Origin of the sequence: Pseudorhizobium banfieldiae (genome assembly GCF_000967425.1) — a bacterium.
Lineage (GTDB): Bacteria > Pseudomonadota > Alphaproteobacteria > Rhizobiales > Rhizobiaceae > Neorhizobium > Neorhizobium banfieldiae.
In genome coordinates this window covers 2,519,408-2,532,591 of sequence record NZ_FO082820.1, presented here as the reverse complement: position 1 = coordinate 2,532,591, position 13,184 = coordinate 2,519,408, and the positions used below count along the sequence as shown (strand labels likewise).

The window sequence follows — 13,184 nt, the reverse complement described above, 5'->3', positions numbered from 1 at the left end:
CACAAGGACGGCGACGCAGAAGGCACGCGTTGCGGGCTCGGGTTCCGCATTGTGCAGATGATGTTGCCGAAAACAGGAGAGTATTCGTGAAGACACTGATTCTTGCAGCGTTCGTTTCATCCATGCTTGCTGGATCCGCGCTTGCCGCTGACTACAGGGTGGAGATGAAGAACAAGGGCTCCAACGGGTCGGCGATGGTCTTCGAGCCGCGCCTTGTGAGGGTCGAGGTTGGTGATACCGTGACGTTCATCGCAACCGACAAAGGCCACAACTCCGCCAGCATGAAGAATGGCGTACCTGATGGTGCCTCCCCCTGGAAGGGCAAGGTCAACGAGGAGATCACCGTTACCATCGAAACGCCGGGCGTCTACATGTACCAGTGCACGCCGCATGTCGGCATGGGTATGATCGGTGCCATCGTCGCGGGTGAACCTTCCAATCTGGAATCCGCCAAAGCGGTGAAGTATCCGGGGAAGGCGAAGAAGGTTGCCGAAGAGATCTTTTCCGAGATCGAGGCTGGCAACTGATCGGTTACCGAGGAGGGCTCTGCGAGGCAATCGCAGAGCCCTCCATTGATTAGGATCGTTCCGCCCTGCGTCATTTTCCGGACGTGAGCGCATGCCTTACCCGCAGGATCGTCAGTGCCACGGCGCCGACGACGACAGGTATGGATATCAGCATGACGAGTGGGCTTACGCTGTAGCCGGCATATTTCATGCTCTCGATCACCACCTTCATGAGGCTCAGGAGGTAGTAGCTGATGGCGATGATCGAGAAGCCCTCGACAGCCCGTTGAATCCTGATCTGGGTGGCGGTCCTCTCCGCCATCGCCTTTATCTGCAGAGAGTTCTGGTATTCGATCTCGACCTGTATGCGAGTCTGCAGCAGGTCGATGAGATGCATCGTCGCGCGTGACAACTGATCGAGGCGCACGGCTGTTGCGGCGCAGGTTCGCACGGCAGGCTTGAACCGCCGGTCAACAAAGACGCCGAAGCGCTGGAAGCCTTCGACGCGTTCTTCGCGAAGCTCCGCGATCCGTTCATCGACGATTGCCGCATAGGCGGCCGTTGCGCCGAACCGGTTGCGTGTCTCTGCCGTCGCCGAGATCACCTCGGCTGAAAGCGCGGTAATGTCGTCCAGCAATCTCTTGTGCTCGGACCTCGGCGTCGCCAGATTGCGATTGCTCAGTTCAACCAGCTTCGCATCATAATCTCCCAGAAGCGGAGCGAGGCGTCGCGCCTCAGGCAGGCCCAGTAGTGCCATGGCACGGTAGGTCTCGATCTCGTAGATCCTCCTCACCATCCGCCCCAAACGGGAGGCGTTCAGGTCCTGATTGAAGAGAACGACGCGGGTCGACCCGTCGCCGTGGAGACGGAAGTCGGAGCAGACATGGGCAGAACCTTGGCCGACCGAGGAGACGGCGGTGTCGCCGAAACCAAGCTTCGAGAGGACCGGTGCGATCTCGCGCGGGGCCGTACCGGCGACCAGGATGGACGTCCGGCAGATGAGCTCTGCATCGGGTGTCGCCGCCAGTTTTTGGAAATCTGCGACCGAAAGCTGGCTTTCAGGCCATTCCGCCGGCTGCGTGTCCAGTTGCGTCACGACCGTGATGGTTATGAATTCCGTATGATATTCGATCTGGCTGCTAACATGCCTGTCACCAGCAACAGACGCACCGACGACCGCCTGCGTACTATGCTGCCCAACGAACTTGGCCGGCATGAGTGCAACGTGCTCGACAATCGCGGGCCCAAGAAACTTGATGGAGGGACGCGCATGCAGTTCGGCATTGAAGTCGTTGGCCATAGAACCGGTCCTCGCTTCGCAATCCGACTGTTCTAGCAGCTATTTTCACGCCCTCTCAGATCGCAGCATCGTCTGCGACAGCAAGTCGCTGGTGCGTCCGGCAGATGTGCGACCCTTAAAGCTAAGACCGTGGTTGCTCAGTCCTGCCGCGGGATGATGCTGAGCGAGCCGTCGCTTTCCAGGATCACTGCTTCCACGTGCTCCAGCCCTTGCAGGCCCTGCGCACGCACGGCCGACAAGACCTCGTCCTCGGTCAGCCGTTGCCTCACCATCGCATCGCCATAGAAGGTCCCGTGGCGGGCGAGGAGGCTCGGCTGGGACCTGACCAGCTTGGCAAACCGAGTGGAGCGCACGGAGAGGAACGTCACCAGATACTGAAGGGCGATGAGCAACCCAAGTGCGGTGACACCCTGGGCCAGGGATATCGACTTCTGCAGGAGGACAGATGACAAGGTCGATCCGAGCGCAACCGTCACGACCAGGTCGAAGGCATTGAGCTTGGCAAGCGTCCGCTTGCCGGAGATCCGTATGAACAGGATGACCGAGACGTAAGCCAACAGCCCCACCACGATGGTCCTGAATATATTCTCCCATTCCTGGAAGAACATGTCGCTCCAGTTCAAAACGTCCTCCTTCTAAAGAGGCTTGAACCGGTTGGCGCGGGCTTGGTTCCATGGGCCGCGCAGGACACTTGAACATGTCGGGGTGCATTGAAACGCGGCGCGGCTAGACGTCCGGAAGGCCAACTCGCTCGCTACCGCATTTCTCTAGAGTGAGTGTCCGGCTTCCTGCCGCAGCCTCAGCGCGGCGGAAAGGAGCGATCTTGTCCGGAAGGCAGCCATCGGCAGTGGCCCCTGACCATCCCGGGCAGAGCGAATCTGCTCCTCCACATAGTCGAGCGCCTCAGCGATCTCCTTACTGCACACAGTATCGTCGCCTGCCAGTCTTCTTGCCATCACTGCTATTGGGTCCTGCATGACGCTCCCACTGGATGGATACGCATTCAACGTAGTTGTTTATGTGCGTATTGCATCCTCTACTCACGTTGCGCTGCATTCAAGCCGCCCCAGAAGTATTTTCGTACCTTGGTTAAATTCAGAGGTTCGAAAATACTACGCTCAGTCACCCGGCTTCAGCGTAGCCGGACGCAAACGTCGCCATTCCTGCTCGACCATTCTGGAAGAGTGCGGCGATGAGATCGGACTGGGTGATGATGCCGACGACATGATTGTCGTGGTCGACAACCGGCATGTGGTGCAGGCCCATGTCCGCCATCGGGGGCACAAGCTTGGCGATCATGGTTTCGGGGAGGGCAGACTGGACGCGCCGCGTCATGATGTCGGAGACCGTCCGCGGAATACCTGGACGGCGGACAAGCCCCCCGGCGCGCGTCGCGAGCTTCAGCCCGCCTTTCTGGTTGAGCACGGACATGCGCATGAAATCCGTCTGTGTCACGATGCCCACAAGCTGGCGGTCCGGCGCGACCACGGGTAGCGCCTTGATCCTTGCACGGACCAGCACCTCCCAAGCGGCTTTCAGGCTGGTTTCCGGTGAGACGGTCAGGACGTCGCGGGACATGATTTCGGCGCAGGTGATCTCGCCGGAGCGACGCTCGTAGGCGCGGATCTGCGCCTGGTGGAGGAGAGCGTCCAGATCCTCGAGGCTGATGTTGACGACCTCGTCATACTGCTCCAGCACAGCGCGGAGATCGTCGGGAAGGACGCCGATGCGGTGGGAGGGGGTGGCATCAACTGTTTCATGGGAATTCTGCGCGGCTGGGGGCGCGACATGTGGATAGCGTCGCCCGGTCGCATTGTTGAAGGCAAAGGCGCTGACCAGCAGCAGGATCGTGTTCAAACCGACCGGCAAGAGGACGAACCAGTAGCCCAACTCATGGATCGAGGCGCCGCCGACGACGGCGGTGAGCGCGACGGCGCCGCTCGGTGGGTGCAGGCAGTTGAGGAGCAGCATGAGCGCGATCGAGAGCGCGATCGCACTTCCGGCGGCGATCACCGGATCCGCAATGGCGAGTGCGCAGGTAACGCCGATGACGGCCGAGACGAGATTGCCGCCAAGGATCGACCATGGCTGGGCAAGCGGGCTGCTTGGTGCCGCGAACAGCAGTACGGCAGAGGCGCCCATCGGCGCGATGAGCAGGGGGAGCGCGTCGCTATTGCCAAGCGCCATCCGCGACAGGAGACCCGTCAGCATGATGCCGACCAGCGCACCGACGGACGCTCGCATGCGTTCTGCCGAACTGACGGGCACGATCGAAGGGTTGAGGCGTCGGAGGAGAGACATGGGGGCGGGGGTACTCGACTGCGGGAGCAGACGACTAGCAGACCGAGCGATGATGCAGGAGGCAAATTCCACCAAACTTGGCCTCTCTGCTAGAAAATCCGTGGCGGTCAGCGTTCGGCAACCGGCTCCACGATGTCACGTGACCTGCCGTGCCTCGGTGCGACGCAGGCGCCACTTGTCCAGTTCCGTCACCACAATGACCGATGCAGCACCTAGCAGCATCAGGGCCCATTCCGCCAGGCTGATCGGGGCGAGGTCGAGGGTGTCGCGCAGCCAGGGTATGTACATTGCGGCGATATGGAGCCCTTGGGCGGTGATGACGGTCCCCAAGAGGAGGGGGTTGCCGAAAAACGGGATCGAAAAGACCGAACGGCGCTCGGACCGGCTGGTGAATGTCTGGACGTTCTCAAACATCACGAAGAGGAGGAGAAGCAGGTTGCGTGCCTGGGAAACTTCGTATCCTTGCGCGAGCAGCCAGTAGAACAGGCCAAAGCCACCGAAGCCCATTACTGCGACGGTGACAAGAATGCGGCGGATCATGATGGCGTCGAAGATCGGCTCCCGGGGGCGTCGCGGAGGGCGCTGAAGTTCGTCTCCTTCCCGCTTCTCGCCGGCCAGGGCCACATCCTGGATACCGTTGGTTACGAGGTTCAGCCAGAGCAACTGGACGGGCAGGAGCGGCATCGGCAGCCCGAGCGGAATCGCCAGCAGGAACAGCAGGACCTCGGCGATCCCGGTCGTCACCAGCATCAGGATGACCTTGCGGATGTTGCTGTAGGCGACACGCCCCTCGCGGATGCCGCTGACGATGGAGGAGAAATTGTCGTCGGTGATGACGATATCCGCGCTCTCCTTCGCGACGTCCGTCCCCTTCCGGCCCATGGCTACGCCGACATGCGCATGCTTCAGCGCCGGTGCATCATTGATGCCGTCCCCCGTGACGGCGACGAAGTGCCCGTTGCGGGCAAGCGACCGAACGATGGCAAGCTTCTGTGCCGGCGCGACGCGAGCATAGATGCGGGCGTGCGCGGTCAGTGAATCGAGGCCTGCTTCTCCAGTCTCCTCGGCCAGTTCGACGTCGTGGCCAGTAACCACCTGGTCCTCTTTGAAGGAGAGTCCTGCGTGCCGTGCAATGGTGGCGGCCGTCTGCGGGTCATCGCCCGTAACCATGGCAATCTCGACGCCCGCCGAACGGCAATCGGCAACCGCCTGGGGCACTTCGGGACGAACGGGATCCTGCATGCCGACCATCCCGAGAAAGACGAGATCGACCAGATGGTGTGCCCCAAGGTCGCTGCTCTCTCCCGAGGAAATCTCGCCGTCGGCGAATGCCAGCACGCGAAGACCTCGTGCCGCCATCTCCTCCTTCTGTCGCAGAAGGGCTTTCCGGTCGATCGGCACAAATTCCGTACCCATGTCCATCCGGTCTGCCATGCCGATCAGCGTCTCCGGGGAACCTTTGGCGAAGACGCGCACGACATCGCCGCGCTGGTGGAAGGAGGCGGCGTATTTCAGGTCGGGCTCGTAAGGGATGCGAGTGAGAAGCGGATAGTGCTCCGCCAGTGCCTGATGCTCGAGGCCTGCCTTGCGTGCGGCGGCCAGCAGGGCGACGTCGACGGTGTCACCGACACCCGCCCAGCCATTCTCATCCCGGATCAACGCGCCCTCGTTGGGCATTGATGCTGCCTTGAACAGACGGGAGACACGTTCGTTTGCCGAGACGTCGTGTCCTGCAACGCCGAGGATTCGGCAGGCATCGATCTCGCTTCCCGTCTCGCACTCGAAACGGCTGCCGCCCGGAAGCACGATATCCGTCACCGTGAGTTCATTCAGGGTGAGTGTGCCGGTCTTGTCGGTGGCGATCATCGTGCAGGAGCCGAGCGCTTCGACGGCGGGCATGCGGCGCACGATCACGTTCTGTCTCGCCATGCGACGCATGCTGATTGCCAGGGCGACGGAAATGGCCACCGGCAATCCTTCCGGTATCGCGCTGACGGCGAGGCCGACCGCCATGAGGAAGAGGTCCCCCCAAGCGAGCCCCCGGATCAGGCCCACCAGGATCAGGAAGAGCATGGCAAAGCCGACGAGCCAGGCAATGAGGTTGGAGAACCTCGCGAGTCGGATCATCAGCGGCGGCTTGGCAGAAGGCTCGTTTCCAAGCTCCGCCGCGATCCTGCCGATCTCGCTCGACATGCCCGTCGCGACAACCACGCCCCGCCCGCGTCCCCTCGTGACGAGGGTGCCGGCAAAGGCGGGAACGGCATCGTCCTGGCCGGGCGGGATGATCTTCTTGACGGGAGCGGATTCTCCGGTCAGCAGGGACTCGTCGCATTGAAGGTCGTTGGCCTGGAACACGCTGACGTCGGCAGGCACCCGCGCACCCGCCTCCAGCAGCACGATATCACCCGGTACGACGAGCCGGGCGGGGATGGTCACCACGGCCTGATCGCGCAGCACCGTGGCACTCGCCTCCTCGAGCTTCCGCAGAGCCGCGGCGGCCCGTCCGGCGGAGTGCTCCTGCAAGCCGCCGACGATGCCGTTCAACATGAGCACGATCCCGATGAAGAAGCTGTCCTCAAGGTCTCCCAAGGCTGCCGAAAGGGCCGCTGCGACAAGCAGGATGTAGATGAGCGGGCTGCGGAACTGCAGCAGGAAAGTCGTCAGGAATGAAGGGATCTTCGGCTCGGGCAGGAGGTTGGCGCCGAATCGGGCCAGCCGTTCCTCAGCTTCGAGCGCTGTCAATCCCATCTTGGCAGAGGTCGGGTTGCTCACTCGGCTTTTCCGGTCATTGTCAGAGAGACGTGCGGGTTGTCCGCCAGCCTATTCGAGATAACCAAGCCCAGGTTGATATATGTCAACAAGGGTTCCGCTCCCTGTGAAAGGATCAGCATGCTTGGGGTAGCTCCCCGCAGACTGCCGATGCCGGTGAACGGCTTCGAGACTGATACGAGAGGAGATCGTAATGCCGTTCAAGACCGTTCTGGCCGTAGTCGGCGGCAAGGAGACTGCCGCCGACCTTCAGCAGGCGATATCACTTTGCGCCGCAAGTGAGGCGCATCTTTCGGTCCTGGCGTTGCAGGTCGCGCTGTCACCGACGCTGAGTGACTACCCCGTTGACACGGATTGGCTGGATCGCCGGCACCATCACCAGCACGATTTCAAGGCGGCTGCCGAGGCGCATGACGCTGCCTGCGCCGCCAGCGGAATCTCCTATGACTTCGCCAGCTTCTACGACGAGCCGGTGTTCCTGACCGAGGAACTGACCCGGCGCGCCTTCTATGCCGACCTCATAACGGTAGGTCCACGGGTCATGGCAGATGCTTCCTTGGTCGGCATCGCCGTCAACGGTGGGCTGTTCGACGCCATGTCGCCGGTGCTGCTCCTGCCCGAAGGCAGTCAGGCCAGCCTGCGTCCGAAACGGATCATGTTGGGCTGGAATAACAAGATCGAGGCCATACGGGCGGTTCGGGAATCGATGGACACGCTGATGGCCGCCGAGGCGGTTTATGTGGCCGTCGTCGATCCGGAGAGCCCCTATGCGGATCATGACGGCGAGCCCGGCGCCGAACTTGCGACGTTCCTGGCGCGGCACGGGGTGAATGTGACCGTGGACCAGATACCAAGCGGCGGGCGGCCCGTCGAAGACGTGTTGAACCAGCGTGCTCTCGAAGTATCGGCGGATATGCTGGTTCTCGGTGCCTATGGCCATGCCCGCTGGCGGCAGCGAATCTTCGGCGGCGTAACCAGTTCAATGATGAAGGGTGTCAGACTGCCCACGCTTCTGGTTCGCTGACCGGCAGGCCCACGTCGCGAAAGGGCCCCGTCTGACCGCTCTGGGAACCCTCGTCTTCCGGATGAGTTGTCGCCGCCTGAAGACCCGGTAACGAGAACAGTATGGAAAGCGGTACGACAGGCGCAGGTTCTGCGCGGCAGGATATGTCGGGGACGCCGTTCGACTGCGTGGTTGTCGGCGGTGGGCCCGGCGGTATGACGGCTGCAATCTACCTCGCCCGAATGAACCGGAAGACGCTCGTCGTCGATGGCGGAGCAAGCCGTGCCTCGCTGATTCCGCGCTCCTATAACCATCCAGGTTTTCCCGGCGGTATCAGGGGCGAGGCTCTTCTGGCGCGAATGCGCGAGCAATTGGCGCTGCTGCGGGTCTCGGTGGTCGAAGCCGCGGCTTCAGGCCTCGAAAAGACAAGGGACGGTTTCTTCCGAGCGCGCCTAGATAACGGTTCCGGCCTTGTGGCGCAGAGCATCATCCTGGCCACCGGGCTGAAGGACAACCTCCCGCCGTTTGCGGACGCGGAAGACATGATCGCCGGCGGTTATCTGCGGATATGCCCGATCTGCGACGGGTTCGAGATCGCCGGCCGGCCGGTCTGCGTGATCGGCAATAGCCTGCGGGCAGTGGCCGAAGCCCGTTTTCTGCAGACGTTCAGCGATGCCGTCTGCATCGCCACGCTGGGCGAAAGGCCGGAGTGGGACGGGGACACCGAAGCGTCCCTTTCGGAGGTGCGGATCGACGTGATCACGGCTTCCCTTTCATCGGTGGAGCGGGCAGGCGAGAGTGAGACGTCGCTGACATTCTCTGACGGTAGGCGGCTCGAAGAGGTGGTTCTTTATTCCGCTCTCGGGGTGCGTCCGCGCTCGCGCCTTGCTGCGGGCCTCGGGATCGTCCTCGAGGAAGACGGGCGGATCGGTACCGGCGCCCATCAGGAGACGGCGGTTGACGGCTGCTTTGCGGTAGGTGACGTAGTGACAGGGCTCAATCAGCTGGGGGTGGCCATGGCGCAGGGCGAGATCGCTGCGGTGGCCATCCACAATCGGCTGCGGGGCGTCTGACGCCGGAGGAACCGGTGCGGCCGCTCATCGTTTTCCGGTGAAGCACGCCGACCAGGGAGAGTGGGCTATGAGACATTTCCTGATCATCGCAGCCTTGGCGCTGACCGTCTCCGGGTGCACATCCGGCTCGCTCAGCGATGCGCCAGGTCTGGAGCCGATTCCCGGCAGCATCACCTACGGCGGCCAGCCGCGCACACGGTTGACGAAGGCGCCGGTCGGCAGCTCGGTCAACCATCAGTTCACGAACAATCTCGGCCAGCGGGTCGAGGAGCGCTACGTGATCCAGCCCGATCGCAGCCTCAAGCTCGTCTGGCGGCGCATCTACCGGGGCTGGCCCTTCGACGATCTTTGATTGGCCGGCGTTCGACACCTCCCCGCATCGGGTCACTTTGACGCGCACCGCACGAAACCCTTGCCGCCTGCCGGGGTTGGGCGTTTAAGGGACCGGTTCGGGAAAGGAAATAGCATGTCATCTGATGCCCAGTGGCCCCCATTGTCTCCCTATAGTACCGGTGTTCGGGGACGCTGCCCGCGCTGTGGCCAAGGCCACCTGTTCAACGGCTTTCTGACGCTCCGGCAGAAATGCGAGGTGTGCGGCCTCGACTATTCCTTCGCGGATCCTGCGGATGGCCCTGCCTTCTTCGTCATGTGCTTCGCCTGCGTGCCGAGCGTCGCGCTCGCGGTCTGGATCGAGGTGGCCTTCCAGCCGCCTTTCTGGGTGCACCTGCTGACCTCGCTGCCATTCATGCTGCTGACATGCATTCCGCCACTGAGGCCGCTGAAGGGGTGGCTGGTGGCGAGCCAGTATTTCTACAAGGCGGAGCAGGGACGGATCGACCGGGAGCATGGGCGACATCCTGTCTGACGGGCGCGGGCGCGGGCTCCACGAAGATCAAGGAACCTTTCCCGCCTGAAACAATTCGTCAGGTACAGATATGGACGGAGCCTGATGATGTTGAATGTCGAGAACAACACCGATGACGAAACCCACCGCCGCGCTCTCGCCGTCGAAGGAGCGATGCTCATGCTGATCGATGGGCTGGCGGCACGCGGCACGATCTCGGCCGACGAGGCCGAAGACATGTTGCGCATACTCTCGAAGAGTTCCGACTTTTCGGCGGCACGTGCTTCCGGTTCGCTCCGCATCATCGATCACTTGCGGCGGCTGCGCGGTGGCGACGGTCAGGTGACCCCTGGCGCTTGACCAGTGCCTGCGGCTCTGCGGCCGCTACCCCGGACACCCTCCAGCGATATTTCATGCCGCCGCATCTCATGGATGCGGCGGCATTTTTCGTTTCGCCCCTTGGCTGGCTGCTTCTTGAACCGCCGGGAACTTAGCTCCAGCGTTGCCGTTCGGACGTTGAACTCCCAGCAAAGAGGACATCATGAGCCACTATCCTAAACCGCCCTTTCCCGACCAGCAGCAGTCGATGCCGGGTTACACGAGCAGGATGCAGCCGATCCCTGACCACGGCGAGCAGTCCTACAAGGGATCAGGCCGACTTGCCGGCAAGAAGGCGATCATCACCGGCGCCGACAGCGGCATCGGCCGGGCTGTGGCGATCGCCTATGCTCGAGAAGGCGCGGATGTGCTGATTTCCTACCTCGACGAGGATCAGGACGCGCAGGAAACGAAGAAATGGGTCGAGGAGGCGGGCCGCAAGGCCGTTCTCGTACCGGGCGACATCCAGTCGGCCGAGCACTGCCGGAAGATCATAGACACGGCGGTCAAAGAACTCGGTGGCGTCGACATCCTCGTCAACAATGCTGCCCACCAGGCAACCTTCGCCGATATCGGCGACATCAGCGACGAGGAGTGGGATCTTACCTTCCGCGTCAACATCCACGCCATGTTCTACCTCACCAAAGCCGCGGTGCCCCACATGAAGCCCGGCAGCGCGATCATCAATACTGCATCGATCAATTCCGACAGTCCCAATCCGAGCCTGCTCGCCTATGCGACCACCAAGGGCGCGATCCAGAACTTCACGGCCGGCCTCGCGCAGTTGCTGGCGGAGAAGGAGATCCGCGCCAATGCCGTGGCGCCCGGTCCGATCTGGACGCCACTCATTCCATCTACGATGACGGGGGACAAGGTGAAGAACTTCGGCAAGCAGGTGCCGATGCAGCGCCCGGGCCAGCCGGCGGAACTCGCCACGGCCTATGTGATGCTTGCGGAGCCGCTGTCGAGCTACGTCTCGGGTGCGACCATCGCCGTGACCGGCGGCAAGCCCATCATCTGACGCCAAGGCGCGGCGTCGGCAGGCGCCGTGCCGTCCTACCGATTCCGTTCACGTACGGCGCCCGACCTCGCGTGCAAGGTCCTCGAAGTCGAAGCTCTCGCCCCGTTGCGCGGCCTCGTTGGCGAGAAGCAGGATCCGGATCGGGAACGCCACCGCCTTCTGATGCGACTGCGAGACAGTTAGCGGCTTGCTGTCGTCGAGCACGGTCTGCTCAGCGGCCTGCAGTGCCTGCTCAACTTCCTCATGGCTGACGATCCCCTTGCTGACCAAGAGACTGTTGATGGCCCCAATGGCAAGATAGAGGCCCTCGAGTTGAGGATTGGCGGTGTTCATGTCTCTGTCCTTTCCGTCGATGCGGGAACTGCCGCGGCGGCATTCTCGTCGATGATGCGGGCACCGCGTTGCCTTGTGGCGTAGCGCCATATCCACTGGATGCTGACGAGCAGCCGTTTTTCGAAGTTGACCAGCAGGTAGACGTGCACGATCGCCCAGAGGAACCAGGCGAACCGCCCCTTGAGGCGCCGTTTCCCGAAGTCGAAGATGGCGGCGTTTCGGCCGATGACGGCGGTGTTGCCCCGCTCGTTGAACCTGAAGGGTTCGGGCTGCCGGCCCTGCGTCAGGCGCAGACGCAGCGCCTTCCCGAGGTATTCGCCCTGCTGCTTGGCGACCTGCGCCAGTGCGGGGAGGGGCTTGCCGTCTTCCGCGAGGCCGAGCGCGGTGTCGCCCACAGAGTAGACGTCGGGGTGGCCTGTGACGCTCAGGTCCGGGTTGACGGGAATCCGACCCCCGGCCTTTCCTTCGATCCCGAGCCATAAGGCGGCAGGCGATGCCTTGACGCCGGCACCCCATATGACGCTGCCGGTCCTGATGGATCGGCCGCCTGCAACGACAACCTCTTTGCTGATCGACTCCACCGGCAGGTTCGTGAGTACCTCGACGCCCGCCTTCTCCAATTCCTTGCGCGCATAGTCCGCCAGTTCCTCGGGGAAGGCGGAGAGAATGCGGGGGCCGGCTTCGACCAGGATGACCCGGAAATGCTCCGGCTGCAGCCGGCGGAAATCGCGAGAAATCATGAAATGCCCGAGTTCGGCGATGGCGCCCGCCATCTCTACGCCGGTGGGTCCGCCGCCGATCACGACGCTGGTCAGTAGCGCCTGTTTTTCCTCGGAATCGGTCGAGAGTTCCGCCTTCTCGAAGGCCAGAAGCAGTCGCTGGCGGATCAGGCGTGCCTCGTGGATGGTCTTCAGGCCGGGCGCCCAGGCACGCCAGTCCTCGTGGCCGAAATAGTTGTACTCTGAGCCGGTGGCGAGGACGAGGATGTCATAGTGGACAGGCTCGCCCTCATCGAGCAGGATACACTTGGCCAGAAGGTCCAGACCGGTGACTTCTCCCAGCAGCACCCGGATGTTGCGGTAGCGCCCCAGCGTCCTGCGGATCGGTTCGGAAATATCGGCGGGCGACAGGGCGGCGGTCGCCACCTGATAGAGCAATGGCTGGAACAGGTTGTGGTTGCGCCGGTCGATGACGGTGACCTCGATGTCGGAGTTGCCGAGCTCGCGGGCGCAGGCCAGACCGCCGAAGCCACCACCGACGATCACGACGTGACGCCTGGCCGCCGGAGTATTCTGATCCGTTGCTTGAAGCACGTGCTGATCCCCTCGTTGACGCTGGTTCCTTGCCCTGGCGAAAGTCAACATCGCCTGTCGCCAAAATGTTCCAGGGTCATTGGACAGACGGAACCTTTTCCACGAGCCGCCGTTCCCTTCCCCAAGAAACAAAGGAGAACGCTATGTACAGCATCGTGTGGTTGGTGGGCGCCGTCGTGATCGTCATCGCCATTCTCAACCTCGTCGGCTTCGCCTGATCCCCCACTTCCCCAGAGATCTGATCAACAAGGAGAGAGACATGAACAGCATTGTTTGGCTTGTCGGAGCGGTCGTTATCGTTCTCGCCATCCTGTCCTTTATCGGCCTCGGCTGAGAGCGGATT

The 13,184-nt window shown here is 62.5% G+C and carries 14 protein-coding genes; 7 read left to right on the top strand and 7 right to left on the bottom strand.

All coding sequences use genetic code 11. The features are described from left to right. The first annotated feature begins 86 nt into the window (after positions 1-86). Positions 87-527: a pseudoazurin gene (locus tag NT26_RS12475; protein WP_052639126.1), complete on the top strand. Its 441-nt coding sequence runs from the start codon at positions 87-89 to the stop codon at positions 525-527. Between the two features lie 70 nt (positions 528-597). Here NT26_RS12475 and NT26_RS12470 read toward each other — a convergent pair whose 3' ends face one another. The 5 genes from NT26_RS12470 to NT26_RS12450 form a co-directional block, all read right to left on the bottom strand. Then, entirely contained in the window at positions 598-1,806 is a 1,209-nt protein-coding gene (locus NT26_RS12470; protein ID WP_052639125.1) for a DUF3422 domain-containing protein, read from the bottom strand. Between the two features lie 137 nt (positions 1,807-1,943). Further along, a complete protein-coding gene (locus tag NT26_RS12465; RefSeq protein ID WP_082077693.1) occupies positions 1,944-2,429 on the bottom strand; it encodes a DUF421 domain-containing protein in 486 nt (161 codons plus the stop codon). 144 nt (positions 2,430-2,573) lie between these two features. Next, positions 2,574-2,762, bottom strand: a complete 189-nt coding sequence (locus tag NT26_RS12460) for a hypothetical protein (protein ID WP_152338613.1) — start codon at positions 2,760-2,762, stop codon at positions 2,574-2,576. Positions 2,763-2,928: 166 nt separating this feature from the next. Continuing rightward, the gene (locus NT26_RS12455) at positions 2,929-4,107 is read right to left on the bottom strand and encodes an HPP family protein (protein ID WP_052639122.1); all 1,179 of its coding nucleotides are present in this window, start codon (positions 4,105-4,107) and stop codon (positions 2,929-2,931) included. Between the two features lie 135 nt (positions 4,108-4,242). Further along, entirely contained in the window at positions 4,243-6,855 is a 2,613-nt protein-coding gene (locus NT26_RS12450) for a cation-translocating P-type ATPase (RefSeq protein WP_052642141.1), read from the bottom strand. A 214-nt stretch (positions 6,856-7,069) separates the two neighbouring features. Here NT26_RS12450 and NT26_RS12445 point away from each other — a divergent pair, with 214 nt between their 5' ends. The 6 genes from NT26_RS12445 (at position 7,070) to NT26_RS12420 (ending at position 11,195) form a co-directional block, all read left to right on the top strand. Next, the gene (locus NT26_RS12445; protein WP_052639121.1) at positions 7,070-7,900 is read left to right on the top strand and encodes a universal stress protein; all 831 of its coding nucleotides are present in this window, start codon (positions 7,070-7,072) and stop codon (positions 7,898-7,900) included. Between the two features lie 101 nt (positions 7,901-8,001). Beyond that, positions 8,002-8,952, top strand: coding sequence for an NAD(P)/FAD-dependent oxidoreductase (locus NT26_RS12440; RefSeq protein WP_244467608.1), 951 nt, complete (start codon positions 8,002-8,004; stop codon positions 8,950-8,952). Between the two features lie 67 nt (positions 8,953-9,019). Beyond that, positions 9,020-9,304: a hypothetical protein gene (locus NT26_RS12435; protein ID WP_052639120.1), complete on the top strand. Its 285-nt coding sequence runs from the start codon at positions 9,020-9,022 to the stop codon at positions 9,302-9,304. Between the two features lie 114 nt (positions 9,305-9,418). After that, positions 9,419-9,817 carry a DUF983 domain-containing protein gene (locus NT26_RS12430; RefSeq protein ID WP_052639119.1) on the top strand — a complete coding sequence of 133 codons (399 nt, stop codon included), beginning with the start codon at positions 9,419-9,421 and terminating at the stop codon, positions 9,815-9,817. An 84-nt stretch (positions 9,818-9,901) separates the two neighbouring features. Next, complete coding sequence (locus NT26_RS12425; protein ID WP_152337885.1) at positions 9,902-10,156, top strand: hypothetical protein; 255 nt, start codon at positions 9,902-9,904, stop codon at positions 10,154-10,156. 181 nt (positions 10,157-10,337) lie between these two features. Next, positions 10,338-11,195, top strand: a complete 858-nt coding sequence (locus NT26_RS12420) for an SDR family oxidoreductase (RefSeq protein ID WP_052639117.1) — start codon at positions 10,338-10,340, stop codon at positions 11,193-11,195. 48 nt (positions 11,196-11,243) lie between these two features. Here the strand turns inward: NT26_RS12420 and NT26_RS12415 are convergent, their stop codons facing one another. Continuing rightward, complete coding sequence (locus NT26_RS12415; protein WP_052639116.1) at positions 11,244-11,528, bottom strand: hypothetical protein; 285 nt, start codon at positions 11,526-11,528, stop codon at positions 11,244-11,246. Then, a complete protein-coding gene (locus NT26_RS12410) occupies positions 11,525-12,841 on the bottom strand; it encodes an NAD(P)/FAD-dependent oxidoreductase (protein WP_052639115.1) in 1,317 nt (438 codons plus the stop codon). Before NT26_RS12410 ends, NT26_RS12415 begins: the two co-directional genes overlap by 4 nt. Between the last annotated feature and the right edge of the window lie 343 nt (positions 12,842-13,184).

Bases quoted from the DNA above. Each gene is read 5' to 3' on its own strand.
- NT26_RS12470 (WP_052639125.1), bottom strand. From the start codon at position 1,806: ATGGCCAACGACTTCAATGCCGAACTGCATGCGCGTCCCTCCATCAAG.
- NT26_RS12460 (WP_152338613.1), bottom strand. From the start codon at position 2,762: ATGGCAAGAAGACTGGCAGGCGACGATACTGTGTGCAGTAAGGAGATC.
- NT26_RS12455 (WP_052639122.1), bottom strand. From the start codon at position 4,107: ATGTCTCTCCTCCGACGCCTCAACCCTTCGATCGTGCCCGTCAGTTCG.
- NT26_RS12450 (WP_052642141.1), bottom strand. From the start codon at position 6,855: ATGGGATTGACAGCGCTCGAAGCTGAGGAACGGCTGGCCCGATTCGGC.
- NT26_RS12445 (WP_052639121.1), top strand. From the start codon at position 7,070: ATGCCGTTCAAGACCGTTCTGGCCGTAGTCGGCGGCAAGGAGACTGCC.
- NT26_RS12440 (WP_244467608.1), top strand. From the start codon at position 8,002: ATGGAAAGCGGTACGACAGGCGCAGGTTCTGCGCGGCAGGATATGTCG.
- NT26_RS12435 (WP_052639120.1), top strand. From the start codon at position 9,020: ATGAGACATTTCCTGATCATCGCAGCCTTGGCGCTGACCGTCTCCGGG.
- NT26_RS12430 (WP_052639119.1), top strand. From the start codon at position 9,419: ATGTCATCTGATGCCCAGTGGCCCCCATTGTCTCCCTATAGTACCGGT.
- NT26_RS12425 (WP_152337885.1), top strand. From the start codon at position 9,902: ATGATGTTGAATGTCGAGAACAACACCGATGACGAAACCCACCGCCGC.
- NT26_RS12420 (WP_052639117.1), top strand. From the start codon at position 10,338: ATGAGCCACTATCCTAAACCGCCCTTTCCCGACCAGCAGCAGTCGATG.
- NT26_RS12415 (WP_052639116.1), bottom strand. From the start codon at position 11,528: ATGAACACCGCCAATCCTCAACTCGAGGGCCTCTATCTTGCCATTGGG.